This window comes from Thioclava electrotropha (genome assembly GCF_002085925.2).
GTDB lineage: Bacteria > Pseudomonadota > Alphaproteobacteria > Rhodobacterales > Rhodobacteraceae > Thioclava > Thioclava electrotropha.
Window position 1 is genome coordinate 407,545 of sequence record NZ_CP053562.1, and the last position, 25,960, is coordinate 433,504.

The 25,960-nt window shown below is 64.6% G+C and carries 25 protein-coding genes; 12 read left to right on the forward strand and 13 right to left on the reverse strand.

The features are described 5' to 3' along the window. Nucleotides 1-30: 30 nt before the first annotated feature. The 4 genes from AKL02_RS02020 to AKL02_RS02035 all read right to left on the reverse strand — a co-directional run bounded on the left by AKL02_RS02020 (nt 31) and on the right by AKL02_RS02035 (nt 3,148). Nucleotides 31-327 (reverse strand): chorismate mutase, encoded by a 297-nt coding sequence (locus AKL02_RS02020; RefSeq protein ID WP_078522032.1) that lies wholly within the window; start codon nt 325-327, stop codon nt 31-33. After that, the gene (locus AKL02_RS02025) at nt 324-866 is read right to left on the reverse strand and encodes a GNAT family N-acetyltransferase (protein ID WP_078571543.1); all 543 of its coding nucleotides are present in this window, start codon (nt 864-866) and stop codon (nt 324-326) included. The genes AKL02_RS02020 and AKL02_RS02025 overlap by 4 nt, the downstream gene beginning before the upstream one ends. A gap of 4 nt (nt 867-870) precedes the next feature. After that, nucleotides 871-2,370 carry a signal recognition particle protein gene (gene ffh / locus AKL02_RS02030; protein WP_078540307.1) on the reverse strand — a complete coding sequence of 500 codons (1,500 nt, stop codon included), beginning with the start codon at nt 2,368-2,370 and terminating at the stop codon, nt 871-873. 205 nt (nt 2,371-2,575) lie between these two features. Then, entirely contained in the window at nt 2,576-3,148 is a 573-nt protein-coding gene (locus tag AKL02_RS02035; RefSeq protein ID WP_083080229.1) for an FMN-dependent NADH-azoreductase, read from the reverse strand. A 123-nt stretch (nt 3,149-3,271) separates the two neighbouring features. Here AKL02_RS02035 and AKL02_RS02040 point away from each other — a divergent pair, with 123 nt between their 5' ends. Beyond that, on the forward strand, nt 3,272-4,168 hold the full coding sequence (locus tag AKL02_RS02040; protein ID WP_078540305.1) for a LysR family transcriptional regulator: 897 nt from the start codon (nt 3,272-3,274) through the stop codon (nt 4,166-4,168). 1 nt (nt 4,169) lies between these two features. Here the strand turns inward: AKL02_RS02040 and AKL02_RS02045 are convergent, their stop codons facing one another. Genes AKL02_RS02045 through AKL02_RS02060 form a run of 4 tightly spaced genes read right to left on the reverse strand, consistent with a single transcriptional unit; the run spans nt 4,170 to nt 8,820 of the window. Continuing rightward, a complete protein-coding gene (locus AKL02_RS02045) occupies nt 4,170-5,366 on the reverse strand; it encodes an OpgC family protein (RefSeq protein ID WP_165757061.1) in 1,197 nt (398 codons plus the stop codon). Next, nucleotides 5,359-7,173: a glucans biosynthesis glucosyltransferase MdoH gene (gene mdoH / locus AKL02_RS02050; protein ID WP_083080223.1), complete on the reverse strand. Its 1,815-nt coding sequence runs from the start codon at nt 7,171-7,173 to the stop codon at nt 5,359-5,361. Before mdoH ends, AKL02_RS02045 begins: the two co-directional genes overlap by 8 nt. Nucleotide 7,174: 1 nt before the next feature. Continuing rightward, nucleotides 7,175-7,387 carry a hypothetical protein gene (locus AKL02_RS02055; RefSeq protein ID WP_078522025.1) on the reverse strand — a complete coding sequence of 71 codons (213 nt, stop codon included), beginning with the start codon at nt 7,385-7,387 and terminating at the stop codon, nt 7,175-7,177. Beyond that, nucleotides 7,384-8,820, reverse strand: coding sequence for an OpgD/OpgG family glucan biosynthesis protein (locus tag AKL02_RS02060; RefSeq protein WP_083080251.1), 1,437 nt, complete (start codon nt 8,818-8,820; stop codon nt 7,384-7,386). The genes AKL02_RS02055 and AKL02_RS02060 overlap by 4 nt, the downstream gene beginning before the upstream one ends. A 631-nt stretch (nt 8,821-9,451) precedes the next feature. Between AKL02_RS02060 and AKL02_RS02065 the strand changes: the two genes are divergently transcribed. From AKL02_RS02065 to AKL02_RS02095, 7 genes are all read left to right on the forward strand, one after another. Beyond that, a complete protein-coding gene (locus AKL02_RS02065) occupies nt 9,452-12,448 on the forward strand; it encodes a monovalent cation/H+ antiporter subunit A (protein WP_083077775.1) in 2,997 nt (998 codons plus the stop codon). Then, a complete protein-coding gene (locus tag AKL02_RS02070) occupies nt 12,448-12,786 on the forward strand; it encodes a Na+/H+ antiporter subunit C (protein WP_078522021.1) in 339 nt (112 codons plus the stop codon). The genes AKL02_RS02065 and AKL02_RS02070 overlap by 1 nt, the downstream gene beginning before the upstream one ends. Further along, nucleotides 12,786-14,501, forward strand: coding sequence for a monovalent cation/H+ antiporter subunit D (locus tag AKL02_RS02075; RefSeq protein ID WP_083077792.1), 1,716 nt, complete (start codon nt 12,786-12,788; stop codon nt 14,499-14,501). Before AKL02_RS02070 ends, AKL02_RS02075 begins: the two co-directional genes overlap by 1 nt. A gap of 13 nt (nt 14,502-14,514) precedes the next feature. Beyond that, on the forward strand, nt 14,515-15,006 hold the full coding sequence (locus tag AKL02_RS02080) for a Na+/H+ antiporter subunit E (protein ID WP_078522020.1): 492 nt from the start codon (nt 14,515-14,517) through the stop codon (nt 15,004-15,006). After that, complete coding sequence (locus AKL02_RS02085) at nt 15,003-15,272, forward strand: K+/H+ antiporter subunit F (RefSeq protein ID WP_078522019.1); 270 nt, start codon at nt 15,003-15,005, stop codon at nt 15,270-15,272. Before AKL02_RS02080 ends, AKL02_RS02085 begins: the two co-directional genes overlap by 4 nt. 7 nt (nt 15,273-15,279) lie before the next feature. Then, on the forward strand, nt 15,280-15,696 hold the full coding sequence (locus AKL02_RS02090) for a Na+/H+ antiporter subunit G (protein WP_078545094.1): 417 nt from the start codon (nt 15,280-15,282) through the stop codon (nt 15,694-15,696). Between the two features lie 116 nt (nt 15,697-15,812). Beyond that, a complete protein-coding gene (locus AKL02_RS02095; RefSeq protein WP_232621694.1) occupies nt 15,813-16,541 on the forward strand; it encodes a sterol desaturase family protein in 729 nt (242 codons plus the stop codon). Between the two features lie 212 nt (nt 16,542-16,753). On the opposite strand, the gene AKL02_RS02100 is transcribed toward AKL02_RS02095, so the two are convergent. Next, nucleotides 16,754-17,803 carry an NAD(P)/FAD-dependent oxidoreductase gene (locus AKL02_RS02100; RefSeq protein ID WP_083077773.1) on the reverse strand — a complete coding sequence of 350 codons (1,050 nt, stop codon included), beginning with the start codon at nt 17,801-17,803 and terminating at the stop codon, nt 16,754-16,756. A 49-nt stretch (nt 17,804-17,852) separates the two neighbouring features. Here AKL02_RS02100 and mnmD point away from each other — a divergent pair, with 49 nt between their 5' ends. After that, nucleotides 17,853-18,527, forward strand: coding sequence for a tRNA (5-methylaminomethyl-2-thiouridine)(34)-methyltransferase MnmC2 (gene mnmD, locus AKL02_RS02105; RefSeq protein ID WP_083077772.1), 675 nt, complete (start codon nt 17,853-17,855; stop codon nt 18,525-18,527). Beyond that, nucleotides 18,520-19,392 carry a DMT family transporter gene (locus AKL02_RS02110; RefSeq protein WP_078604361.1) on the forward strand — a complete coding sequence of 291 codons (873 nt, stop codon included), beginning with the start codon at nt 18,520-18,522 and terminating at the stop codon, nt 19,390-19,392. Before mnmD ends, AKL02_RS02110 begins: the two co-directional genes overlap by 8 nt. A gap of 111 nt (nt 19,393-19,503) precedes the next feature. Here AKL02_RS02110 and AKL02_RS02115 read toward each other — a convergent pair whose 3' ends face one another. Further along, nucleotides 19,504-21,447, reverse strand: a complete 1,944-nt coding sequence (locus AKL02_RS02115; protein WP_165756971.1) for a lytic transglycosylase domain-containing protein — start codon at nt 21,445-21,447, stop codon at nt 19,504-19,506. Nucleotides 21,448-21,604: 157 nt separating this feature from the next. On the opposite strand from AKL02_RS02115, the gene dapA reads away from it, so the two are divergent. After that, complete coding sequence (gene dapA / locus AKL02_RS02120) at nt 21,605-22,477, forward strand: 4-hydroxy-tetrahydrodipicolinate synthase (RefSeq protein WP_078522012.1); 873 nt, start codon at nt 21,605-21,607, stop codon at nt 22,475-22,477. Between the two features lie 76 nt (nt 22,478-22,553). Here the strand turns inward: dapA and AKL02_RS02125 are convergent, their stop codons facing one another. The 3 genes from AKL02_RS02125 to AKL02_RS02135 form a co-directional block, all read right to left on the reverse strand. Beyond that, entirely contained in the window at nt 22,554-23,708 is a 1,155-nt protein-coding gene (locus tag AKL02_RS02125) for a flagellar motor protein MotB (RefSeq protein ID WP_083077770.1), read from the reverse strand. Between the two features lie 199 nt (nt 23,709-23,907). After that, a complete protein-coding gene (locus AKL02_RS02130) occupies nt 23,908-24,372 on the reverse strand; it encodes a Ros/MucR family transcriptional regulator (RefSeq protein ID WP_083077769.1) in 465 nt (154 codons plus the stop codon). A 169-nt stretch (nt 24,373-24,541) separates the two neighbouring features. Beyond that, on the reverse strand, nt 24,542-24,811 hold the full coding sequence (locus AKL02_RS02135) for a MucR family transcriptional regulator (RefSeq protein ID WP_078522009.1): 270 nt from the start codon (nt 24,809-24,811) through the stop codon (nt 24,542-24,544). Nucleotides 24,812-25,132: 321 nt separating this feature from the next. Between AKL02_RS02135 and AKL02_RS02140 the strand changes: the two genes are divergently transcribed. Next, nucleotides 25,133-25,882: a winged helix-turn-helix transcriptional regulator gene (locus tag AKL02_RS02140; protein WP_133051946.1), complete on the forward strand. Its 750-nt coding sequence runs from the start codon at nt 25,133-25,135 to the stop codon at nt 25,880-25,882. Nucleotides 25,883-25,960: the final 78 nt, after the last annotated feature.

The following is a 25,960-nucleotide window of genomic DNA, read 5'->3' on the forward strand; positions in this document are numbered from 1 at the left end:
TGGATGGCTGGTGATGGGCCGGATGGCCCGTCATTTCTGGAATTTCTCGTGATGCCGGATCACTTCCGAAATCACGAAATTGAGGAACTTCTTCGCGAATTCCGGGTCGAGCCCGGAATCGCTCGCCAGCTTTTCGAGCCGGGCGATCTGCTTGGCCTCCCGATCGGGATCGGAGGGCGGAAGGTCGTGCTCTGCCTTCAGCTTGCCGACGGCCTGCGTCTGGGCGAAGCGTTCGGCCAGCGTGTAGATCATCACCGCATCGAGCCGGTCGATGCTGTCGCGATGCTCTTTCAGCAACTCAGCGGCACGGGTGGTTGCATCGCTCATGCGGCGGCCTCCTTCGGTGCGGGGTGACGCCAGACGACGATCGGCGGCTCCCCGGGATAGGCGGCCTGCGGGTCGGGGCGTGCGCCCAGACGCTCGGCCAACGCGGTCGAACGGGTGTTGTTCGGATCGATATAGCTGACCGCGGTGGACCAGTTCAGGTCGCGGAACGCATGCGCGATCACCGCGCGCGCGGCCTCGGCCACGTAGCCCTTGCCCTCGGCGTCTTGCGACCAGACCGACCACGCGATTTCCGCCTCGGGCCAGCTTTCGGGCATCCAGGGGCCAAGCGCCCCGAAACCCTGATCCGAGCCGCGCTCGGTCATCACGAACATGCCCCAGCCGCGGAGCACCCAATGGCCGGTGATCGCAGCAAAACTGCGCCATGCGGCTTCCGGGGTCGGCTCTTTCACCGGGCGGAACCAGTGGCTGCGCTCGGACATGTAGAAATCGCGCCATGCCTCCCAGTCCGCAGCCTTCGGGGCGCGGAGCACGAGACGCTCGGTCTCGAGAACAGGGGTGGGGGAGAGCGCGACGGTCATCGGGTCACTTCTTCTTGCCGAAGCCCGACAGGCCCGGCGGCAGCGCGCCGCCCAGACCGGGCATGCCGCCCTTGGGCATCTTGCCGCCCATCGCCTTCGCCGCAGCTTCGACCTCGGCGGGATCCATGTTGGCCAGATCCGGCGCACCGCCGCCCTTGCCGCCCATCATCTTCATCGCCTGTTTCATCATGCCGCCCTTGCCCATCTTGGCCATCTTCTTCATCGAGTCGGACATCTGGCGGTGCATCTTCAGCAGCTTGTTGAGGTCGGAGACCTCGAGGCCTGCGCCCGCCGCGATGCGCTTCTTGCGGCTCGCCTGAAGGATCTGCGGGTTGGCGCGCTCTTTCTTGGTCATCGAGTTGATGAGCGCGATCTGGTGGGTGATCGTCTTGTCGTTCAGGCCCGCATCTTCGGCCTGCTTGGCGTATTTCGACATGCCCGGCATCATCCCCATGACGCCCTGCATCCCGCCCATCTTGATCATCTGCTCAAGCTGGTTCTTCATGTCGTTCATGTTGAACAGGCCCTTCTGGAAGCGCTTGGCCATGCGCTCCGCCTGTTCCTGTTCCAGCGTTTCCTGCGCGCGCTCCACGAGGGCGACGATATCGCCCATGCCGAGGATGCGGCCCGCGATACGCTCGGCCTCGAAGGTCTCGAGCGCGTCCATCTTCTCGCCCAGACCGACGAAGCGGATCGGCTTGCCGGTGACCGCGCGCATCGACAGCGCCGCACCGCCGCGACCGTCGCCGTCCATCCGGGTCAGCACGACGCCCGAGACGCCGACCTTCTCGTCGAACTCGGTCGCGACATTGACTGCGTCTTGACCGGTCAGGCCATCGACGACGAGGAGGGTCTCACGCGGGTTCGCGACATCGCGCACCGCCTGAACCTCGTCCATCAGCACTTCGTCGATATGCAGACGGCCCGCAGTGTCGAGCATGTAGACGTCATAGCCGCCGAGCGTCGCCTGCTGCTTCGCGCGCTTGGCGATCTGCACGGCGCTCTCGCCCTTCACGATCGGCAGCGTGTCGACGCCGATCTGCGTGCCGAGGATCTGCAGCTGCTCCATTGCGGCGGGGCGGTTGGTGTCGAGCGAGGCCATCAGCACGCGCTTGCCTTCGCGGTCCTTGAGGCGCTTGGCGAGCTTGGCGGTGGTGGTGGTCTTACCCGAGCCCTGCAGGCCGACCATCAGGATCGGCGCGGGCGGGTTGTCGATCTTCAGCGCATCGGCGGCCTCTTCGCCCGCGAGCATCTTGATCAGCTCGTCATGGACGATCTTGACGACCTGCTGGCCCGGCGTGACCGATTTGGTAACCGCAGCGCCGGTGGCCTTGCCCTCGACCGATTTGATGAACTGGCGGGCGACCGGCAGCGAAACGTCGGCTTCGAGAAGCGCGACGCGCACTTCGCGCATGGCCGTTTTCACGTCATCGGCGGAAAGCGCACCTTGTTTGGTCAGCCGGTCGAAGACGCCGCCTAGGCGCTCTGATAGACTTTCGAACATGGGCCACCCTCCTGTGATTGGGGCCGGGACAAACGACAAGCGCACCAGTGGGCGCAACGCGCTGACTGGTGGCGATCCCGACCTCATGCCGGGACCGGAGGGATTCGTCCTCCGGGGAAATCTCGCGTGAACTATGACAAAGGCCCCGCGGAGTCAACCACGGAGCCAGTCGGGGGAGGTAGGGACGTCTTTGCAGACTGGGGGATCAGGCTGCGAGGTGGATGATCTGCTCTTCGGCCTTGGCGACCGCCGCAGCCTCGTCGAGGTTCACGCCCTCGGCGGCCACCACGGTCACGTCGGTGATGCCGATGAAGCCGAGGATCTGCTTGATGTAGGGCGTTGCGAAATCGAAGGCGGAGCCCTGCGGCACGCCGCCCGAGGAGTAGGCGATGACAACGCGCTTCGGACCGGCGAGGCCTTCGGGGCCAGCTTCGGTGTAGCGGAAGGTCTCGCCCACGCGGCAGATCATGTCGATCCAGTGCTTGAGCGGGCCGGTGACGCCGAAGTTGTAAACGCCGCAACCGATGACGATCGTGTCGGCGGCTTTCACTTCCGCGATCAGCTCGTCGGACAGGGCGAGCAGCTCTTTCTGCTCGTCGCTACGCTGGTCTGCGGGGGTGTAGGCCGCGCCGAGCCACGCACCGTCGATGGTGGGGATGGCGGTCGCGTCGCGGGCGGTGACGTCGCCGCCGAGCCGCTCGACGATCTTGTCGGTGAGGCGTTTGGAGATCGACGCGTCGCCTTTGATGGAGCTGTCGATACGAAGGGTCTTGGTCATGGGGAGGACTCCGTAAAACGTGTTCGATGTGGGGTCGTGAATTTCGGTCTGCGCCTTACTTGTCTCTTGCAATCCAGAACGCAACGGGCATGATCGAGCAGATTATGTTCACGGATGCACAGCATGAGCTTTGACAGTTGGGATGAAATCCGCACCGCTTTCCACGTGGCGCGCATCGGCACCGTCTCGGGGGCGGCAGAGGTTTTGGGCGTTCACCACGCAACGGTGATCCGCCATGTCGACGCCCTGGAAGACAAGCTGGGCACCAAGCTGTTCCAGCGCCACCCGCGTGGCTACACGCCGACCGAAGCGGGGCAGCAATTGCTCTCCGTGGGGCAGGCGACCGAGGACCAGTTCAGCCAGCTCGCCGCCCGGATCGCCGGCGCGGGCGACGAAGTCACGGGCGAATTGATCGTGACGTCGCTGACCGCGGTTTCGGTGCTTGTCCTGCCCGCGATGGAAAAGCTCTTGGGCGAATATTCCGGGCTGCGTCTGCGCTATCTCACCGATCAGCGCGTGTTCCGGCTGGAATATGGCGAGGCGCATGTCGCGATCCGCGCCGGCAACCGCCCGACCGAGCCCGATAACGTGGTGCAGTCGTTGGGCCGGATGCAGAACGCGCTCTATGCGAGCCACGCCTATGTCGAGCGCTTCGGAATCCCGCGCTCCAAGGAAGAGCTCGCCAAGCATCGCTTCGTCTCGAACGACAACCGCGACAGCCGCGCGCCGTTCTATCGCTGGCTGCGTGACAACGTGCCGGACGAGCAGGTCGTGTTCCGCGCGAACGAGCACGAGAGCCAGGTCGATGCGATCAAGGCGGGGCTTGGTTTGGGCTTCCTGACCGTGCCGATGGGCCGCGCCGATCCGACGCTCGAAGAGGTGGTGAAACCCTATGATACCTGGGACACTAACCTGTGGCTGGTGACCCATGTCGATCTGCACCGGACGCCGAAGGTTCAGGCCGCCGTGAAAGCGATCAAGGAACAGGCGGCCCGTTCGGACGGTCTGATCCTGAGCTGAGCTATTCGGCTGCGTGCAGCCGCACGGGGGCCGGTGCCGGTTCGGCCTCTTCGCGGGCCTTCCGGCGTCGCGCCACGGCCTTCGCGCCGAAATTGTCGCGCCCGTAGGCGAAGGCGAATTGCAGCGCGAGCCCGCCGAAGATCAGCAGCGTATCCTGCCAGAACCCGCCCGGATGCACCTGCTTCACCGTCTGGCCCGCGATTGCCAGCACCGTGCCGAGTGCGAAGATCGGCAGCGAGTGACGTCCCAGCATCCGGATCGGCTCCAGCACGCGCGCCTCGGCGATGCGCGGGATGATCCCCGGCAGCGACAGGATGTAGGCGAGCGCCAGCAGGTGCGACAGGCGCGGCAGCGACACGAAGGTCTTGTCGAAGCCCGCGATGAAGAAGGGCACGTTCCACTGGCGCAGCTGCCAGACTGCGTGGCCGAAATTCTTCAGCATCCAGCCATTGTGAACCCACACGAAGGTCAGCGCCAGCCAGCCCGCCGCGAGCGCGATAATCCAGCCTTTCACCGGCACGAGCCGCTTGCCCTGGCGCAGCGACAGCCCGGTCAGGATACCGAGGCTGAACACCAGTTGCCATGCCAGCGGGTTGAAGAACCAGCCGCCTTCCATCGGGTAGTTCGGCAGGTTCAGCCGGAACAGCCCCGTCGCCACCCAGAGCCCGACCGAGGTCGCCAGCAGCGCCAATTTGCTGCGCTGACCGATCCGGATCAGCGCGGGCGCCATCAACAGGAGCGCCATATACATCGGCAGGATGTTCACATAGCCCAGCTGGTGGCCCAGCGTCGCGATCCCGATCAGGAAGCCGAACGGATCGGTGCCATAGATCTTCATCGCGTTCTTGGACAGCATCGCCTCGTTGCCCCAGAACTGCACGGCGGCCGAGACGATCGCGATCGCCCAGACGGCGGTCAGGATATGCACGAGATAGAGAAGCCACGCCCGGCCCCAGAGCCGCGAGGTGCCTTCCCAGCTCAGTCCTTTCGCCAGCGCCGGACCGTAAGCCAGCGCGGCGGCAAGGCCGGACATGAAGACGAAGCCCTCCGCCGCATCCGAGAAGCCCAGATTGCGGGAGGTGAAGTTCTCGTAGAGATTGCCGGGGATGTGATCGATATAGATCATCACCAGCGCGAGGCCGCGGAACAGATCGATCCGCAGGTCGCGCCCGGGTTTCATCAGCGCGATGTTACGCATGTGCGGGGCTCCGGTGAGGGGCGTCCGCGAAGCCGGCGCGGTCGCCCTCGGGGGTCGGGAAAGCGTTTTCCCAGCGGGTGAAGATCGCATCGTGCAGACGCAGGATGCGGGGCGTCTCGATCTCGCTCGGCACCAGCATCAGCTGCGAGCGCGACGGCTGCGACGACCACGAGATCAGCCACGGTGCGGCGATCATCGGCAGCCCCACCGGCAGCAGCCAGAACAGCAGACCCGGCGCGAGCCACCATGTGACGGCAAGGCCCGCAGCACCGATCGCCACGATCCACCACGCCGCGGTGAACCCGTCGGCCACGCTCAGCCGTCCGTCGCCGCGGTTATTGGTGGGCCAGCCGCCATCCGCGCCGAACAGCACCTGAAAGACCGAGCGCGTCGCGAAGGCCAGCAGCACCGGAGCCGTGAGCGAGGAGAAGAGCAATTCGCTCAGCGTCGAAGCGAAGGCGATGTTGCCGCCGCCGAAGCCGCGCGCCGTGCCATTCATCGTCGCGCGCGCCGCGATGAGCAGTTTCGGCACCAGCAGAAGCCCGAAAATGCCGATGGCGAGGCCGATCGCTTTCGAGGCCTCTGACGGCGGGAAATAGGGGAAGGGCCAATAAGGCTCGGGGAAGTAATCCGGCGGCGGCATGAACAATGGCGCCGCGACCGAGGCCACGAGAAAGCCCAGCCAGAACAGCGGCGCGATATAGGCCATGATGCCCTGCGCAAAGACGAACCGCGACCAGCCGCGCAGCCCCGGCGCGCCGATGATGCGCGCGTGCTGCAGGTTGCCCTGACACCAGCGTCGGTCGCGCTTGGCATGATCGACGATATTCTCAGGGCCTTCCTCGAAGGAGCCTTCCAGATCGTCGTCGAGCCGCACGAGCCAGCCGTTGCGCGCCAGAAGCGCTGCTTCGACATAGTCGTGGCTCATCACATGCCCGCCGAAAGGCGGTTGCCCCTTCAGCGCAGGCAAGCCGCAGCTTTCGGCGAAAGCGCGGGTGCGCACGATGGCGTTATGGCCCCAGAACGGGCCGGTCCTGCCCTGCAGCATCGCCAAGCCGCGGGCGAAGACAGGCGAGAAGAAGCTGGCCGAGAATTGCATCGCGCGGGCGAAGCGCGAGCGCCCCCGCACGACTTTCGGCAGGGTCTGAAGCAGGCCCAGACGCGGTTCGGCTTCGATCCGGCGGATCATCTGCAGGATCGTCTCGCCTTCCATCAGGCTGTCGGCATCGAGGATCAGAGCGAAATCATAGGCCGCGCCGGAGCGCGTGATGAAATCCTCGATATTCCCGGCCTTCTTGCCGACGTTGTTGGTGCGGCGGCGATAGAAGAACCGGCCAAGCGCGTCACGCTCTTCGACGAGATGGGCGAAGACCTGCACCTCGCGCTGGGCGATGTCGTCCTTGCGGGTGTCCGAGAGGATCGCGAAATGCACCTCCGCGTCGTCGCCGGTCGCGGCGAGCGAGGCATCCATCGCGGCCACGCGCGAGAAGGTGGAGACCGGGTCTTCGTTATAGACCGGCACCAGCACGACCGTGCGGCCCTGAATGCGCGCATGCGGGTCCACCCGCGGCGGCGGCTCGGCGCGCGAGGTCAACCCGATCAGCGCCTGCACCGCGCCCCATGCGAGCCAGAGCGTCGAGATCAGGATCAGAAGCGCGCGCACCACGTCGAGCGTCTGCAAGCCGTCGGCCTGACCGAACTGAATGAACAGAACGAAGGCGCCGATACCCGCAAGCGCAGCGAGCCCGAGCGCCAGAGCGCGCAGGCCGATCAGCAATGCGCCGCGAGGACGCGCGAGCGCGGACATGTCAGGTGCCTTCCCCGACCGGGCGGCGGGTCAGCATCCGGGCGAGCCGAGTGCTCAGCCGAAGATCGGGTTCGATCTGTTGAGCGGGCATGGCCATCGGGGCCACCGGCAGCGCGGCGGGCCCGGCAACGAGGTCTTCGGGCGATAGCCGGCGCTGGGCGCGCGGCTGGTCGGTCAGCGCCGGCACTGCCGGCAGCGTCAAAATAGAATTCATGATTTGGTCCACTGGTAAAGCCAGGTCTCGGAGAGGTTCCGTCCAAAACCGGCAAGAGTGGCAGAGAGTTCCACGGGCGCGTCGCCATCGGCGGAAATATCCAGCACGAGACGCCAGACATTGTCCTGTTCGACCTTCGAAAGGGTCTGCGTTTCGATCTTGCCCTTATTCGCGTGGGTGACCGGTTTGATTTCGTCGACGGCCGAGGCCGGCAGGCGCGAAATCTCTCCGCCCTTGAAATCAATGACGAATTTCCGGGTGCCCTTGGTGTTCTCGACGCCCGAGACACCGCCGGTCCCGGCCCATGTCTGGTCCACATAGGCGCGCTGATCGCTCGGATCGGGGGGCAGATCGCCCCATTCCAGCCGATAGGCGAATTCCAGCGCATCGCCTGCCTTTGCCGGAGCTTCGGGCACCCAGAAGGCGACGATATTGTCGTTCACCTCGAGTTTCGAGGGGATTTCGACCAGCCGAACCATGCCCTTGCCCCAGTCGCCCTGCGGCGTCACGCGGACCGAGGGGCGGCGCTCGTAGCGGGCCGAGGCGTCCTGATAATGATCGAATTCGCGCTCGCGCTGATAGAGGCCGAAGCTCTGCGGTGCGCTCTCGGCGAAATAGGAGGAGGCGAGCTTGTTGGGGTTCTGCAGCGGGCGCCACAGCTTGTCGCCGTCGGCCTGCTCGATCGCCAGCCCGTCGCTGTCATGCACGCGCGGACGGTAATCGTCGAAATTATGCCGATTGCGCGGTCCGTAAAGGAACATCGAGGTCAGCGGTGCGACACCGAGCTGTTGGATATCCTCGCGGATGAAGAGCCGCGCAGTCACATCGACCGAGGTCGCCTCGCCCGGGGTGATGACGAATTTGTAGGCCCCCGTCAGCGAGGCCGAATGCATCTCGGCGAAGACGGTGATCGAGGTCGCACCCGAGGTCGGCGTCTCGACCCAGAACTGGGTGAAGCGCGGGAATTCTTCGGCGACGGAGACGCCGGTGTTCACGGCAAGCCCGCGGGCCGAAAGGCCATAGGCCGAACCCCGGCCGAGCGCGCGGAAATAGGACGCGCCCTGGAACGCGATCAGCTCGTCCATGACATCGGGGCGGTTGAGCGGCGTGTTCAGCCGGAAGCCCGCGATGCCCGGCAGATCGGCATGTTCGGGCACGATCTTGCGCGCTTTGCTCTGGTAGATGAAATCGTCGGTCGAGAAGTTCATCGGGCTCGCTTGCCCGTTTTCGACGCTGGAAAGATGCACCGGCTCTTTGAACAGCCAGCCCAGATGGAAGGCCTGCAACTCGAAGCGCGTGTCCTCGATATTCTCGAAGCGCGACTTGTCCGGGTCGAAGCGGATCATCCGGTAGCTGTCGTAGTCCAGCTTGCTCAGGAAATCGGCCGAGCTGGTCTCGGGCGGGATGGCGTCGCCCTTCGCGGCCTTCTGCATGCGTGCCGCGAGATCGTCGAAGGAAAACGGCGATTGCTGCGGTGCGGCGGGGGTCGGGGCGGGAGCGGTGGAGGGGCGACCGGGGCGGCGCTGTCTTGCGCGCGCGCATGGCTCGGCCAGCCTCCCGCGGCGGCGAACGCGCCAAAAGCGGAACCGGCGGCGAGGAGCTGTCGGCGGGAGAATTGGGGCACTTGCACAGTGCGGGGATTAGGCATCTGTTTCCCTGCGATTACAGTCGCTTCGCACGGAGAAAAACCACCGTGCTGCATTTTGCATAGCCACATGCCTGGAAAAACTGCAAGAGGGTATGCGAGGCCCATCGGGCGGACAGGGTCGAGCCATGCGATTCTCGCATAACATCGCCCATCCATGCATCGAAAAGCGCGATTTCCCGCCGATTCAGCGACATTTGTGCCGCAGAATGCCGCATGTGCAAAATGGCGGGAGAGGGGCCGATCGGTGCCGCTTTGAGGCGGCCTCCGCACAATGTCTTGCGATTCTACTCAGGAAACGCCGTCGCGAAGCTTGACAGACATGCCCCCTGTGCGCAGGTAAAGTAATGCTTGCGCGGGGGGAGAGTGCGGTCGCATCCATCGCCCCAAGGCCCGCCAAAGAACGGACCGGAGAGAAGATGTCGCCTGCCTTGATCGCCGCTTTGCCCTTCTTGGGCGCAGCCATGCCGTCGATCCTTATCCGCACCGGACGCACCAATGCCGCCGCGGTTTCAGCCCTGTTCACGGGGCTTGCGCTGCTCGGGTTGTTGCTGAACCTGCCGACCGTGATGGCGGGTGGTGTCGTCGAGACCAAGATCGACTGGCTGCCCTGGCTGGGCCTGAACGTGAATTTCTGGATCGACGGTCTGGGGATGCTGTTCGCGACGCTGATCCTCGGGATCGGGCTGCTGATCATCCTCTATGCGCGGTTCTACCTGTCGAACAAGGACCCGGTCGGTCAGTTCTACACCTATCTGCTGCTGTTCCAGGGCGCGATGGTGGGCATCGTGCTGTCCGACAACATCCTGCTTTTGCTGATCTTCTGGGAGCTGACCTCGCTTAGCTCCTTCCTGCTCATCGGCTATTGGAAGCACCTGCCCGCGGGTCGTCAGGGCGCGCGCATGGCGCTGACCGTGACCGGTCTGGGCGGCCTGTCGATGATCGCGGGGATGCTGATCCTCGGCAATATCGCGGGCAGCTACGACATCTCGGAAATCCTGCAGCACAAGGACGCCATTCAGGCGAGCCCCTATTACATCCCGGCGCTGCTGCTGATCCTCGGCGGTGCGTTCACGAAATCCGCGCAGTTCCCGTTCCATTTCTGGCTGCCGCACGCCATGGCGGCGCCGACGCCGGTCTCGGCCTATCTGCACTCCGCCACGATGGTGAAGGCGGGGCTGTTCCTAATGGCGCGGATGTGGCCGGTGCTCTCGGGCACGCCGGAATGGTTCTACATCGTCGCGAGCGTTGGTTTGATCACCATGCTGATCGCCGCGAAGATCGCGATCTTCAAACACGACATGAAGGCGCTTCTGGCCTTCTCGACCGTCTCGCATCTGGGGCTCATCACCTTCATGCTGGGCCTTGGCACCGAGGCCGGAGCGCTGGCCGCCGTGTTCCACATCATCAACCACGCGACCTTCAAGGCGGCGCTCTTCATGTCGGCGGGCATCGTCGATCACGAGGCGGGCACGCGTGACCTCACCCGCATTTCGGGGCTACGCAAGCTGATGCCGATCACCTTCGTGATCGCGACCATTGCGGCGCTGTCGATGGCGGGCATTCCCTTCTTCAACGGCTTCCTGTCGAAAGAGATGATGCTGGAGGCCGCCGCGCATACGAAGTGGCTCGACAATAGCTGGCTGATCCCGGTGCTGGCCACCATCGCGGCGCTGTTCTCGGCCACCTATGCCTTCCGTTTCATCAGCCACGGCTTCTTCGGCCCGCCGCCGCAGGACCTCCCGAAGACGCCGCATGATCCGCCCTTCGGCATGTGGATCAGCCCGGCTTTCCTCGCCTTCCTCGTGATCGCGATCGGCCTGTTCCCGATGGCGGTGGCGGGCGGCTATGTCCAGATGGCGACCAATGCGGTCGTCGGTGGCGGCTATCACATGCATGAGCTGAAGATCTGGCACGGCGTCACCCCTGCGCTGATCATGTCGGCCATTGCCGTCACCGGCGGTATCGCTCTGCTCGCCGCGCATCGCCCGTTCCAGCGCCTTTGGGACGCCACCCCGCGCCCCGAGGCCAAGGTGATGTTCGACTGGGTGGTCGCGAAGGTGCAGAGCCTTGCGGCCTGGATCGCGCAGGGGCTGCATACCGGCGCGATGGCGCGTTACCTGATGTTGTTCACGATAACTGCGGTCGGCGTGGGGCTCTATGCCTTCATGAGCGGCACGCTGGGGCCGCAGACCCGTGCGCTGACGCCGGTGAACGGCGCGGCGGTGACCTCGTGGCTGCTGCTGCTGACGGCCACGATGTGTATCGTCGCCTTCCATCACAACCGCATCCTCGCGCTGGTGCTGATCGGGATCGTCGGCCTGACCGTCTCGATCTCCTTTATCTTCCTCTCGGCGCCCGACCTCGCGCTGACGCAGATCTCGGTCGAGATCGTGACGACGGTGCTGATGCTCCTGGCGTTGAACTTCCTGCCCAAGATCACCTCGATCGAATCCAGCCGGATGAAGATCGGCTTTGACGTCGGGCTTTCGGTCGCGGCGGGCGTCGCGGTCTCGGGGCTGATCTACGCGCTGCTGACCCGCGATTTCGCCTTCCCGACGATGTCCGGCTACATGCTCGACAACAGCTACAACCTTGCGGGCGGGGACAACGTGGTGAACGTGATCCTCGTGGACTTCCGTGGCTACGATACGTTCGGCGAGATCACGGTGCTGGGCATCGCCGCGCTGGTGATCTTCGCGCTGACCGAGGCGCTGCTGCAGGGCGCGTCCTCGCGCAAGCTGATCGCGTGGCGCCCCGACGTGCCGCGTGGCGGCGACAAGCACCCGCTGATGCTGCTGATCGTGACGCGGGTGATGATGCCGATCGCGCTGGTCGTGGGGCTCTATATCTTCTTGCGCGGCCACAATGCGCCCGGCGGCGGCTTCATCGCCGGTCTCGTGGTCGCGATCGCGCTGGTGACGCAATACATGGCCTCGGGCTTTGCGTGGACGCAGGCGCGCCAGAAGGTCTATTACCACGTGCTGATCGCGTCGGGCGTGCTGGTCGCAGGGATCACCGGGGCCGGGGCCTTCTTCAACGACATGCCCTTCCTCACCTCCGATTTCGGCTATGTGAAACTGCCCGGTCTCGACAAGTTCGAGCTGGCGACCGCTGCGGGCTTCGACCTCGGCGTGTTCCTCGGCGTCGTGGGCTCGGTGATGCTGGCGCTTGGCGGGCTGAGCCGCCTCGCGCGCCGTGCCGCGATGGGCGAGGAAGGCGGCGAGGAGGGCGCGCATATCGCGGCCGAGAAGCCGGAGGCCCGCGTGCTCGCGCCGCTCTCGGCCGGGCCCTATCCGCCCGAAGCCAAAGTGCCGCGCCGCTGGTGGAAGACCGCCCGCGCCGCGCGCGAAGCCACCCAGAACGAGCGTGACACCGTGCACGAGAACAAGAAGACCAACGGGGGCGATCACTGATGGAAGTGCTCGTTGCATCGGCCATCGGCGTGCTGACCGCCGCCGGCATCTACATGATCCTGCGTCTGCGCACCTTCCCCGTGGTGGTGGGCATGTCGCTGCTGTCCTACGCGGTGAACGTGTTCCTGTTCGCCACCGGCCGTCTGGTGATCAACCAGCCGCCGATCCTGCGCGACGGCGTAACCTCCTATACCGACCCGATCCCGCAGGCGCTGGTTCTGACCGCGATCGTGATCTCCTTCGGGATGACGGCGGTCGTGGTGATGCTCGCGCTTGGCGCCTTCATCGAGGCGGGCAATGACCGCATCGACCTCGAGGAAGAGGAGGACGGCCAATGATGGAGCATTGGATCATCGCGCCCGTCCTGATCCCGGCGATGCTCGCGCCGCTGATCGTGCTGTGGATGCGCTACGATCTGGTCACGCAGCGCGTGGCTTCGATCCTCGGCATGTCGGCGCTGTTGGTACTGGCCATCGTGCTGATGGTGTCGGCCTCGATGGGCCCGCCTGAGGTCTATCGCCTCGGCAACTGGGAGCCGCCCTACGGCATCGTGCTGGTCCTCGACCGGCTGTCGGCGCTGATGCTGCTGCTGACCTCGATCCTCGGCCTCGTGATCGTGCTTTATGCGATCGGCTCGGGCTGGGACAAACGCGGCTGGCATTTCCATTCGCTGATGCAATTCCAGATGATGGGGATCAACGGCGCCTTCCTGACGGGCGACGCGTTCAACCTGTTCGTCTTCTTCGAGGTTCTGCTGATCGCCTCCTATGGTCTGATGATCCACGGCGGCGGCCGAGCGCGGCTGAAATCGGGCGTGCAATACGTGGTCTACAACCTCGCGGGCTCGACGCTGTTCCTCTTCGCGCTGGGGACGATCTACGCGACGGCGGGCACGCTCAACATGGCGGATCTCGCAGTGAAAGTGGCCGAGATGCCGACCGAGCAGACGGCGCTGATCAAGGTCGGTGCGGCGCTTCTGATGTTGGTCTTCGCGGTCAAGGCCGCACTGGTGCCGCTGCAATTCTGGCTGCCCGCGACCTACACCAACGCACCCGGCCCGGTGGCGGCGCTGTTTGCGATCATGACCAAGGTCGGCACCTATGCGATCGTCCGCGTCTATACGCTGATCTTCCCGATCACTGGTACGATCGGCACGCTTGCCCATGACGTCCTGCTGCCCTCCGCCTTCCTGACGCTGGCGATCGGGATGATCGGCATTCTTGGCGCCCGCGATATGGGCCGCACGGTCGCCTATGCGGTGATCGGCTCGGTCGGGACGATGATGCTGGCATTTGCGCAATTCACCCAGGGCGCGACCACGGCGGGCCTTTACTACATGATCCACTCGACGCTGACCGCCGGCGCGATGTTCCTGATCGCCGATCTCGTGCGCGAGCGGCGCGGGCGCTGGGGGCTCGGCTTTACCGATGCGCCGCTGATGAAGAACCACGGGCTGATGGCGGGCATGTTCTTCATGGGCGCAATCGCGATGGCCGGGATGCCGCCGCTCTCGGGCTTCCTCGGCAAGCTGATGATCCTCGATGCGACGCGCGGCCAATGGGCGCTTTGGGCCACGGTTCTGGTGACCTCGCTGATCGCCATCGTGGGCTATGCCCGTGCGGGTAGCCAAGTGTTCTGGCGCTCCTACGCGGTCGAGGCCGAGGAGGACGATCTGCCGCCCGCGCCGAAGGATGCGAGTTCGCCGGGCCTCGCCTTTACCGCGACCGGTATCCTGCTGGCCGGGTCGGTGGCGCTGACCGCGCTGGCCGGACCTGCGAGCACCTGGTTGCAGGGCACCTCCGCGCAGCTGTTCACGCCGTCGCAATATATCGACGCGGTTCTCGCAGGCGCGGAAGAACGCGCGCAGGAGGCGGCACGCATCGGGGCCCATGAGCACGGGCATATGGAAGTGAGCGAGGAAATGCAGGCCGAGGACGCGCATGGTGGCGACGCCAATGCCGCCGACCCGCATGCCGACGTTCCGCCTGCCGATCAGGCCGACACCCACACCGACACCGAGACGGGGCAGGACGCCCCCGCCGCGGCGCATTGAGGGGAGCAAAGAGATGATCCGCAAGATCCTTCCCCACCCTTACCTGACCGTCACGCTGGTGATGGTCTGGCTGATGCTGGCCAATAGCTACACGCTCAATTCGCTGGTCTTCGCGATCCTCGTCGGCCTCGTGATCCCGTGGATCACCGCACCCTACTGGCCCGCGCGCCCGCGTTTCGCGAAGCCGCTGAAGATCATCGAGTACATCTTCATCGTGATCTGGGATATCATCGTCGCGAATATCACCGTGGCGAAGATCGTGCTCTTCATGCCCAATTCAAAGCTGCACCCCGCCTGGGTCACGGTGCCGCTCGATATCGTCACGCCCGAGGCGGTGACGGTGCTGGCGGGCACGATCACGATGACGCCCGGGACGCTGACGGCGGAGCTGGCCGCCGACGGTCACTCGCTGCTGGTCCACGCGCTGCATGCGCCCGATGCCGATGAGGTGCGCGACGAGATCAAGTCCCGCTACGAGGCCCGCCTGAAGGAGATTTTCGAATGATCACCTATGCTCTGATCTTCGCCATCGCCTGCTATTCGCTGGCGCTGCTGTTCAACCTCTACCGGGTCGTCAAGGCGCCGGGCGTGACCGACCGGGTTCTCGCGCTCGACACGATGGCGATTAACGCGATCGCGATGATCGTGCTGTTCGGCATCTGGGAGGGCACGGCGCTCTTCTTCGAAGCGTCGATCCTTTACGCAATGACGGGCTTCGTGGCGACGGTCTCCTTCGCCAAGTTCATCCTGCGCGGCGACATTATCGAGTGAGGGCGTGATGGAACTGTTCTGGGACATCCTGATTTCCGCGCTGCTCGTGATCGGCGGCATCTTCGGCCTCGTCGGCAGCTTCGGGCTGGTCAAGCTGCCCGACCCGATGACCCGCCTGCACGCGCCGACCAAGGCTGCAACGCTGGGCGTGGGCGCGATCCTGATCGCCTCGATGGTCTGGTTTGCGGTAAAGCAGGGCCACCTGACCCTGCACGAGCTGATGGTCACCATCTTCATCTTCCTGACGGCCCCGATCACCGCGCATTTTATCTCGAAGGCCAATATCTTCCGCGATTGGCCGGCCGAGAAACTGCCGAAGCCCGCAGGCGAGGGCGACTGGGCGGTGCACACAGCCGATGCCGATACCTCGAAGGGCGAACTGGCGGTCGAGCGGGAAAAGAACATCCCGCACGAGAACGACTGACGACGAGAGCGACGGACTGGCCCTGACGTTGCGAAACGCTTTGACGCGCGCGTAACCCGTGGCAGGCTGATCCCCGGAGGAGATTTCGGGAGACTTTCGCGATGCGGATGCGGCTGATGCTGTCCCATCTGTCGATCTGGGTGATGATCGCAGTCGTCGCCGCGGCGGTCTATTGGACCGCGCAGGGGCCTTGGTGGCTCTGGGCGGTCGCGCTGCTGGGAATCCCGGCGCAGATGCTCAACGAATATGGGCTCCACCGCTACATATTCCACATGGCGCCGCCGAAGCGGCAATGGGCCTTCAACTGGCTCTACCGGGTGCATTACGGCCACCACGAATTCCCCACCTGCTGGCCGCTTCTGTTCGCGCCGCTCTCGGTGATCGTGCCGGTGCTCGTGGGCAATACCGCGCTGCTCTGGGCGGTGCTGTCGCTGATCGGCGTGCCGTATGCGTTCGATATCGCCGTGGCCGTCGTGCCGCTTGGGGGCGCTGCGACCTTCCTCGCCTATGAATGGTTCCACACCACCGCCCATGTCACCGTGAAGAAGACCGCGATCGAGCGCCATGTCTCGACGCTGCACAACCAGCACCACTTCCGCGACTTCTCGAAATGGTTTCACGTCACGGCCGGAGGCGAGGTGATCGACCGGCTGATGGGCACCGCGATTTCGCGCGATCAGCTCAAGACCCAGAGCCGTGTCGAGTTCATCCGGACCCTCGGCCTGCGCCCCGACGATCCGCGTCTGATCGCGGCACGGGAGAAATTCGCGCCGCGCTTCGGGATCACCGAGGCAGAGGTCTCGCGGGCGGGTCATGTCGGAGGGGGCGCTGCCCCCGCGCGCTGACGCGCGCCCCCCGGGATATTTCCGCCAAGAGGAAGTTAAACCTTCCGTAACCAGAATCGCCTGATCCTGATCTCGCGGAACAGGCGAGGACGCCGATGACCGCCCAAGGGGAAGCGCCCGGCCTGCCGCCCGCAACCGGGTTCGAGCCGGGCGTTTTTCTTCCTCTTGGGAGAAATATCCCGGGGGAGGCCGCAGGCCGGGGGCGGAGCCCCTTACAGGTTGTCCGTGACGCGGAAGCCTTCGGGGATCGTGTCGCGCCCTTCCAGCACCAGATCGACCATCACCTCGGCCACTTTCGGCGCCATGCCGAAGCCGATCTTGAACCCGCCATTGGCGATGAAATGTCCCTGACGGTCGGGCCAGTCGCCGAGCATCGGCGCGCGCGACTTGGCGCGCGGGCGCACCCCGGCCCAACGGTCGATCACCGGCGCCTCGGTCAGCGGCGGGCAAAGCGCGCGGGCCTTCTCGATCAGCGCGTCGAGCTGCGCATCGGTCGTGTCGGGCGCGTCGAATTCGCGCTCGGAGGTCGACCCGATCGCGACCGTGCCGTCTGAATGGGGAATGATGTGGAGGCTCTCCGCGAAGAGCTGCGGCACGTCGCCAGCCGCGTATCGGAAGAGCGCCGATTGGCCCTTCACGCCGGTGCCGACGGTTTTGCCGACCACCGCGTTCAGCTCTGCCAGACCTTCGGCGCCCGTCGCGTGGATCACAGGACCGACCTCCTCGGCCTCGCCGATCACGACCTCCGCGCCCATCGCTTTGAGCGCCGCGACCAGCGCGGCCCCGGCGGCGCGCGGATTGGCGCGGGCGGTGAGCGTGTCGTGGATCACGAGCCCGGTGGGCGAGGGCGGTGCGAAGGCCCCGAATTCCGTAGCCTCGGCCACGCGCCATGTGGCGAAGCCTTGCCATAGCTCGGCCGCCCCTTCCGCTCGCTCCTTGGCGCGTGCGATCTGCGCCTCATCCGCCAGCGGCTGCAGCCGCCCGAGACGCGCGTAGCCCGGGTCGCCGCCGCCAATGCGCTGCACGTCGGCCCAGAAGGCTTCCGCCATGCGCAGGCTCTCGAACTGGAACTGCTTCTTGGGGTTCCAGTTCTCCGGCACATGCGGGGCGAGCGCGCCGACATGGCCGCCCGAACTACCCGCACCGATGCGGCTGCGCTCGATCAGCCGGACCTTCGCGCCGCGCTTTGCTGCCTGATACGCGATCGCGAGGCCGAAGATGCCGCCGCCGCGCACGGTTATGTCGTGTCTGCCGCTTGTCATTTCGCGCCTCCTGCTTCAAGGCTGGGCCGGAGACTGTGGACTATCCCCGATGAACGCCCCTGACCAGAGCAAAGCCGATCTCGATTGGCGCGATGACCTTGTGCCGGTCTCGCGGCGGTTTGACGATCCCTACTTCAGCCTTGCGGGCGGTCTGGACGAGACGCGGCATGTGTTTCTGGCGGGCAATGATTTGCCCGCGCGGCTGCGTCCGGGCTTTCAAGTGGCCGAGCTGGGCTTCGGCACGGGGCTGAACCTGCTGGCGCTGCGGCTGGCCTGTCCCGAGGACTGCCCGATCCGCTTCACCTCCTTCGAGGCCTACCCGATGGAGGCCGACGAGATCGCGCGGGCGCTGGACGCATTTCCGGAGGTCGCGCCCGTCGCCGGTCCTTATCTGGAAGCCTGGGGTGCGGGGCAGCGCCAGTTTCAACTCGGTCCGATCGCGGTGGAGATCATCGAGGGGGATGCGCGCGCGGCGCTTCCCGCTTGGGCGGGAAAAGCCGATGCGTGGTTCCTCGACGGGTTCTCGCCCGCGAAGAATCCTGAGCTTTGGGGCGAGGATCTGATGGCCGAGGTCGGCGCGCATACGGTGCCGTGCGGCTCCTTCGCGACCTATACGGCGGCAGGCTTCGTGCGCCGCGCCCTCGAGGCCGCGGGTTTCAACGTCAACCGCAGCCCGGGTTTCGGGCGCAAACGCCATATGTCGCGCGGGGTGAAACATGGTTGAACAATCGACCCGCCGCGGCATCGCGCTGATGGTCGCGGTGACCTTCATCTTCGCGCTTCAGGACGGCATCTCGCGCCATCTGGCCGAGACCTATAACGTCTACATGGCGCTGATGGTGCGGTTCTGGTTCTTCGCCGCCTTCGTGCTGGTGATCGCGGCGCGCAGCCCTGGCGGGATCAAGCGGGCGACGCGCTCGGGCCTGCCTTGGGCGCAGGTGATCCGCTCGCTCATCTTGATCACCGAGGTGGTCGTGATGGTGCAGGCCTTCGTCTATCTCGGGCTCGTTCATTCTCATGCTGTCTTCGCCTGCTACCCGCTGCTGGTCGCGGCGCTGTCCGGGCCGGTGTTGGGCGAGAAGGTCGGCTGGCGGCGCGTGGCGGCGATCGGTGTGGGCTTCATCGGGGTGCTCATCATCCTCAAGCCCGGCTTCGGTGTGTTCTCTCCCTATGCGCTGATCCCGCTGGCGGCGGCGACGCTGTTCGCGCTCTACTCGCTGATGACGCGCTATGTGGGTCGGGTCGATCCGGCCTCGGTGTCCTTCTTCTACACCGGCGTGATCGGGGCGCTGGTGATCACCGCAGTCGGCATCTGGCACTGGGAGAACATGATCGCGTCGGACTGGGCGTGGATGGTCGTGCTGTGCTTCACCGCCGCGACCGGGCATTTCCTGCTGATCAAGGCTTATGAAGTCGCCGAGGCCTCGGCGATCCAGCCCTTCGCCTATCTGCAACTGGTCTTCGCTTCGACGCTGGGCGTCGTGGTCTTCGGCGAGTCGCTGGAATGGAACGTGGTGATCGGCGCGGGCGTCGTGGTCAGCGCGGGGCTCTTTACCCTATGGCGCGCGCGGGTGGCCCAAGAGGCGTGACCGCCTCTTTCGGCTTGGTTCAAATATCCCGGGGTGAGGCCGTCAGGCCGAGGGGGCAGCGCCCCTATCCTCTTTTCATTTGTCGCCCTGCGGCGACGGGGGCAGCGCCCCTCAATCTTTCACTTCACCGCGCAGGATGTCGGTGAACTTCACCTCAGCCTTGCCAAGCCGCGCGCGGTAGGGCGGGATCGCCTCGGAGACGCGCATGACGTAGTTGCGGGTCTCGGTGAAGGGTATCATCTCGACCCAGTCGATCACGTCGACCGTGCCGATCCGCGGATCGCCGCGGTCCTCCATCCAGCTCCGCGGACGTCCGGGCCCGGCATTGTAGCCCGAGGCGACCAGCACCGAAGACGGCCCGAACTCGTCGCGCAGCTCCGCCAGATAGGCGCCGCCGAGCTTGAGGTTATAAGTCGCATCCGTCGTCAGCCGTGCCTTCTCGTAGGGCAGGCCGGTTTTATCCGCCATCATTTTTGCGGTGCCGGGCATCAGCTGCATCAGGCCCTGCGCGCCCACCGGAGAGCCCACGCCGATCGCGAACTGGCTTTCGCGCCGGGCGACCGCGAGGACGACTTCTTCCGGCACGCCCAGATCATGGCTCGTCAGCCCCGGGATTGGCCAGAGCGCCTGCGCGATGATTTCGCCCTTCAGCGCGGCGCGTTTGCCGATGATCAGCGCGAGATAGGTGTCGTCCTCTTCCAGCGCGTACTTCGTGAGCGCGCCGAAATTGCCCGGTCCGAGGCTTTCCTCAAGATGTAGCACGAAGCGCGCGCCCAGCTCGTTCTCGCCCGCCTCGTAAAGCAGTTGCGCGGCCTTGAAGACGGAAGAATGGCGCAGCTTGTACCGGCGCCAGTCGGGCAGCTCGGGGCCCTTGGAGAAATTCGCGGGCAGGGACAGGTTCAGCCGCTCCGCCGACAGGAGCCCGTAATAGGCGTCCTGATTTTCCGCGCCTTTGCGCCACGCGGCCTTGGCCTCATCGCTGCGCCCCAGAACCTCCAGCGCGCGGCCTTGCCAATACCATGCCCGCGACGACGAGATTGGGCCGTCCACCGCCTTTTCGAGATTGTGGAAATGGCTGTAGGCCGTATCGGCACGGCCCAGTTTCAGCGCGGCATAGCCCGCGACCCATTCGAGATCGGCGTAATCCGCGCCGCCCGGTTCCAGATGGTGCGAGGAGGCCAGATCATAGGCGCGCTGCGTATTGCCCGCGCGCAGGTCCCAGCGCGACTGATAGCCGCGGAGCGTCGCCCAAAGGTCGGGGTCTTCCAGATCGGTTGCGGATTTCGACCGTTCGAGGATCAGCTCTGCCGCGCCGTCTTCCAGCCCGGCGCGCCAGCGCCACATTGCGCGGTCGCGGGCAAGCCCTGCGGAGCGCTCGACCATATAGCTGGGCACGGCGGCGACGAGATCGTCAACGCCCTGCTCGCGCGCCTGCAGGGCGATCCGCGCCTCGGCCACGGCCTTGGTGCCGGGCGTGACCAAACCAATCATCCGGCGCGCATCCGACAGATGCCCGCGATCGAGCATGTTCTGCATCCGCCCGCCATGATCGGCAGAGATAAGCGACGGGTAGTCGGCGAGAAATTTCGCCTGCTCGTCTCCGTCCATCGGCAGTTGGCGCCATGCTGTCTTGGCGACCTCAGCCGCCAGCGCCTTCTGGCCCAAGGCGAGATGCGCACCGATCAACGCCAGTGCGCCAGTGCCGGTCTGCGGCGGGCCGAGTTTGAAATAGGCGATCACCTCGCGCGGCGGGATGCCGTCGAGCGTGGCCTCGCCTTTTTCGCGCAGCCACGGCATGCCGGGCCAATCGGCGCGGCGAGTGGCAAAATCGAGATAGTCGGCGAAGTCTCCTTCGCCGTCGCGCAGCCGTTTCCACTCGATGACATCGAAGCCCAAAGGACCGACGCGGCGTGCGAGATTTTCAGCCTCGTCCCAGTTCCCGGAATTGGCCGCGGCGAAAGCATCGGACAGCGCCGAACTCGCGGCGCGAAGCGCGGCCGGCGAGAGCGCGAAACTCGAAGCCGCAAGAGCGGCGAGGAACTGGCGTCGGATCATCATAGCTGCTCGTGGTCGCGGGTTTGTCCCTTTGCTACGGGCCTCTCACAGATGGGGATGAATCACAAGTTGGCAACCGTCGCGCAACCGCCTATAACCCGGCCGATTTCCGCTGGGACGACTCACCTTCCCGGCCCAACCAAAAAAGGAGCGTGTCATGTTCAAAGGGTCTCTTCCCGCACTGGTCACGCCGTTCAAGGACGGCGAACTGGATTTGGACACGCTCAAGAAACTCGTCGAGTGGCATATCGACCAGGGCAGCCACGGCCTCGTGCCGGTCGGCACCACCGGTGAAAGCCCGACGGTGAGCCATGCCGAGCATATGACCGTCATCACCGAGGTCGTGAAAGCCGCGAAGGGCCGTATCCCGATCATCGCGGGCGCGGGCTCGAACTCGACCGCCGAAGGCGTCCGTCTGATCCAGCACGCGGCCGAAACCGGGGCCGATGCGGCGCTCGTCGTTACGCCCTATTACAACAAGCCGACGCAGCGCGGCATGATCGAGCATTACCGCGCGCTGCACGATGCCTGCGAACTGCCGATCGTGATCTACAACATTCCCGGCCGCTCGGTGATTGACATGATCCCCGAGACGATGGGCGAATTGGCCAAGCTGCCGCGCATCGTCGGTGTGAAGGACGCGACCGGCAAGCTGGAGCGTGTCTCAATGCAGCGCGCGACCTGCGGTCCCGATTTCATCCAGCTGTCCGGTGAAGACGCGACCGCGCTCGGCTTCAACGCGCATGGCGGCGTGGGCTGCATCTCGGTGACTGCGAATGTCGCGCCGAAGCTGTGTGCCGAGTTCCAAGAGGCGACGCTTGCGGGCGATTACGCCAAAGCGCTGAGCTATCAGGACAAGCTGATGCCGCTGCACATGGCGATCTTCCTCGAGCCGGGCGTCGCGGGCGCGAAATACGCGATGTCGAAGCTGGGCATGTGCTCGGCCGAAGTGCGTCTGCCGCTGACCGAGCTTCTGCCCGAGACTAAGACCGCGATCGACGCCGCGATGGCGCATGCCGGTCTGATCTGAGGGTCCGACCTAAGCGAACAAAGAAAAACGCCGGCGCGATTAAGTTCGCGCCGGCGTTTTTCTTTGATGATGGGGGTTATTGCAGGGCACTGCGCAGATCGTCGAGCGCGACGGAGCTGTATTTCTGCGGCTGTTCCGACGTGCTCGGCGCGGCGGGCGCTGCAGCTTCGGGGGCCGCGTGTTCGACTGCCGGGGCCGGTTGCGGAGCGGTGGGTTCCGCCTTCGCCTCGAGCCGCGGCGTCGCTGTATCGGTCGGCGCGGGCGCATCGGTTTTCGGATGAAGATAGGCGAGGGTCACCGTGATCCGGCGGTTGGAGGGATCGCGGGGCTCTGCCGGTTTCAGCGGATCGGTGTCCGAGAGGCCCGAGACGCGGGTGATACGCTCCGGGGCGACCCCGGCGGTCACGAGCGCCCGGCGCGTCGCATTAGCGCGGTCCGAGGACAGCTCCCAGTTCCCGTAGGTGCCGCCCGCTTTCTGATAGGGGACCGAGTCGGTGTGGCCCGCGATCAGCACGTCATTGGGCAGATCGGAGAGGGCGCGGCCAAGCTGATCCATCAGCTTCAACGTCGGCCCGTCGATCTTCGCGCTGCCCGAGGCGAACATGGCTTTGCCAGCCTGATCCACGACCTCGATATTCAGCCCGTCCGGCGTGCGCCGGAACAACACGTTCTGCTGCAGCGGACGAAGGTCCGGGACGTGCTGGATCGCTTGCGTGATCCGGGTCTGAAGAGTCTCGAAGCGGGCGTCGTCGACGGCATGCGGCGTGGCCGCAGCGGTCTTCGCGTCGGTCGCATCTCCGGCCTCAGTCGTCGCCTCTGCCGCGGTCGCGAGCTTGTCCGTCGTCGCGTCGGGCGTGGTGTCTTTGGATTTGCCGGAGGCGTTGGCCATCTCGGTCGAGGGATCGGTCGCTTGTCCGACGCCGGGATTGGCGGGGATGGCATCATTGGCACGCGAGGCGTTCAGGACGCCTTTCGGCCCGATCGTCTCGCCAGCGAGCGGACCGGTGCCACCGGGCGCCTGCATCGAGATTTTCGCCGGCGCGAAGTAATCGGCGATCCCGGTCAGTTGGTTTTCATCCGACACGGACAGGATCCACATCAGCAGGAAGAAGGCCATCATTGCGGTCATGAAGTCCGCGTAGGCGACTTTCCACGCTCCGCCGTGATGCTCGGATTCGTGATCGTCATCGCTCCGCTTCACAATGATCGGCGCTTGGTTCGACCGTGCCATGGATTGCCCTTTCCCACCTCGCCGACCGGAGCCAGCTGTATTCTCAGGGCATACGTGTCCTGCAGCCCCTGACTGTGGGTTGTCGGATTAAAAATGGGCCAAAAGAGGGCGATAATCGTTCATGATCTGGAAACAAAGCCGCGCAATGGTAGCTTTGGAACCGTTTTCGGGCGGCGGGCGTTGTGCGGCCCGCGCGCGATCAGGCGTCGTGAAGCGAGGCTTCGAGGTCGTCGCGGCTGTGCTTGCCCAGGCCGACTTTCTTGGCATAGGCCGCTTTGCGCGCCGAATAGCTGGGGGCGACAAGCGGCATATCGGCGGGCAGATTGAACAGGGTCCGATATTCGTCTTCGCTCAGCCCATGTTCCGAGCCGAGATGGCGCTTGAGCATCTTGAAGCCGCGCCCGCAGCACAGGCAGAAGACCTTATCCTCGGTCACCGCGTCTTCAATGGGAAGTGCGGGTTGCGGCCGCGAGGGACTGGCGCTGGCCGCGACAGTATCCACTGCGTGAGAGGCGCTTGCCTCGTTCAGCTCCTCGCCAAACTGCGCGGAGAGCTTCGCCACGAGGTCGACCACTTGATCCGCCGTTACATCCGCGCGGGCGGCATAGGCGGCAGCCACTGTCGCGATAATGTTAGCTGCATCCGTGGGCCGATCCTTCGACATGTGGTCTCTCCAATGCTTAAATTTTGCACTATCCCCGGATTAGTAGAGAAAGTTACGTGCAACATGCGTTTCTGTCAACAAACGCGGGTAACTGTGCTTGGGTTTCCTGCAAAGATACATTTTTTTGGCAGGATTGTTATGGCGAGTGCTTCGGCTGTCCTAGCGGTGATCAATGCAGTTTGTCGCGCGTGCGCCAACGCTGCTTGGCGAGCTGATAGTCCGGGGCACTCGTAGGATAGTCCGGCGGCAAATCCCATTTGGCGCGATATTCCTCGAAGGTCATTCCGAGCAGGTTTTTAAGATGACGCTTCAACATCTTGATCGGGCGGCCCGTCTCCAGGCAGATCAGCCGATCAGGAAAGACACTCTCCGAAATCGGCACTGCCGGGGTGCGGGAAGTCGCTGGCTCGCCGGCGCAAGCCGGGGATTGTTGCGTCATGTCTACTCTCACATGGTTTTGTTCTTAGGGGAAAGATTGAAGAAATTCTTAAAGTTAGGTCAAAGAAATCCAATTTTTCCGCTGAACGTCCGTCGATGCGTCCTATTTCAAGGCATAGGCTGGACTTGTCTGGCAAAAACACGTGAATTATCGCATATCGCAGGGATAATAATTCGAAAATGCAAAGATGTCAGGCTCGGCGGATTTACGCTTCGCCTTCCAGTGTGACGCTCGGTGTTATTCGAAAGTGACAGTGCGACGGGGGAGGGCGTAAGACCGTGTCTCGCCCCGAAAGCGCTGAGGGATACGGGGAGTTGCCTTTTGTTTGGCTCAGACGCCATGCGAAGACAGAACGTCATCATCGTAGCGGAAGAAGGCGCGAAGCAAGGACAGTTGTCCGACTTCTTTCGCGCATGCTGCGGCTGGGAGCCTTTGCCTTTCGCAACTGCGATTGAGGCCGAGCAATATATTCTGCTGCATGGAACCCCATGTATCTTGCTGATCAGCCTTGCCGACGCAGAGGGTGCCGCGGATCTGATCCGAACTGCGCGCGTCAGTACGAAGGAGAGCCTGATCTTCTTCGTCGACTCCACTCCGGACGGAGAGCTTGCTGCCGAGATGATTCTGGCCGGCGCCGATGATGTGATCCGACAGCCTTATTCTCAGAGGGAATTGGCCGCGCGTCTCTGGCTTCGGGCGGGCAACAGTCTGCCCATCAGCTTCCCGAGCGAAGAAAAGCGAGTCGCTCGCCTCAAGATCGACGAGGAAAACCGCCTGACCGGCCCTGATGCCGTCGAGGCGGTGCAGCTTACCCCCACGGAGGGGGAGATCATGATCGAGCTGATCCGGAGCGGCGGACGAATCGTCACGCGGGACGCGCTGTCGCGACGAATCGACAACTGCATGTGGGTCTATGGTGATCGCAAATTCGACGTTCACATCACCAAGATTCGCAAGAAGCTGCGTGACGCGTTCGGCGAGAGATATGTCGTGGAAACAGTGCGTTCGGCTGGATACTCGTTCTACGAGATTCCCGTCGGGAAGTCGCGCAGCCTTACAACTTCAGATTGAGTTGTTGAGTCTCTGGGACTGTTTTAGCGGTAGTCGCTGTCAAGCTATTAATTGTTAACATCTCGGCGACTGATCGTG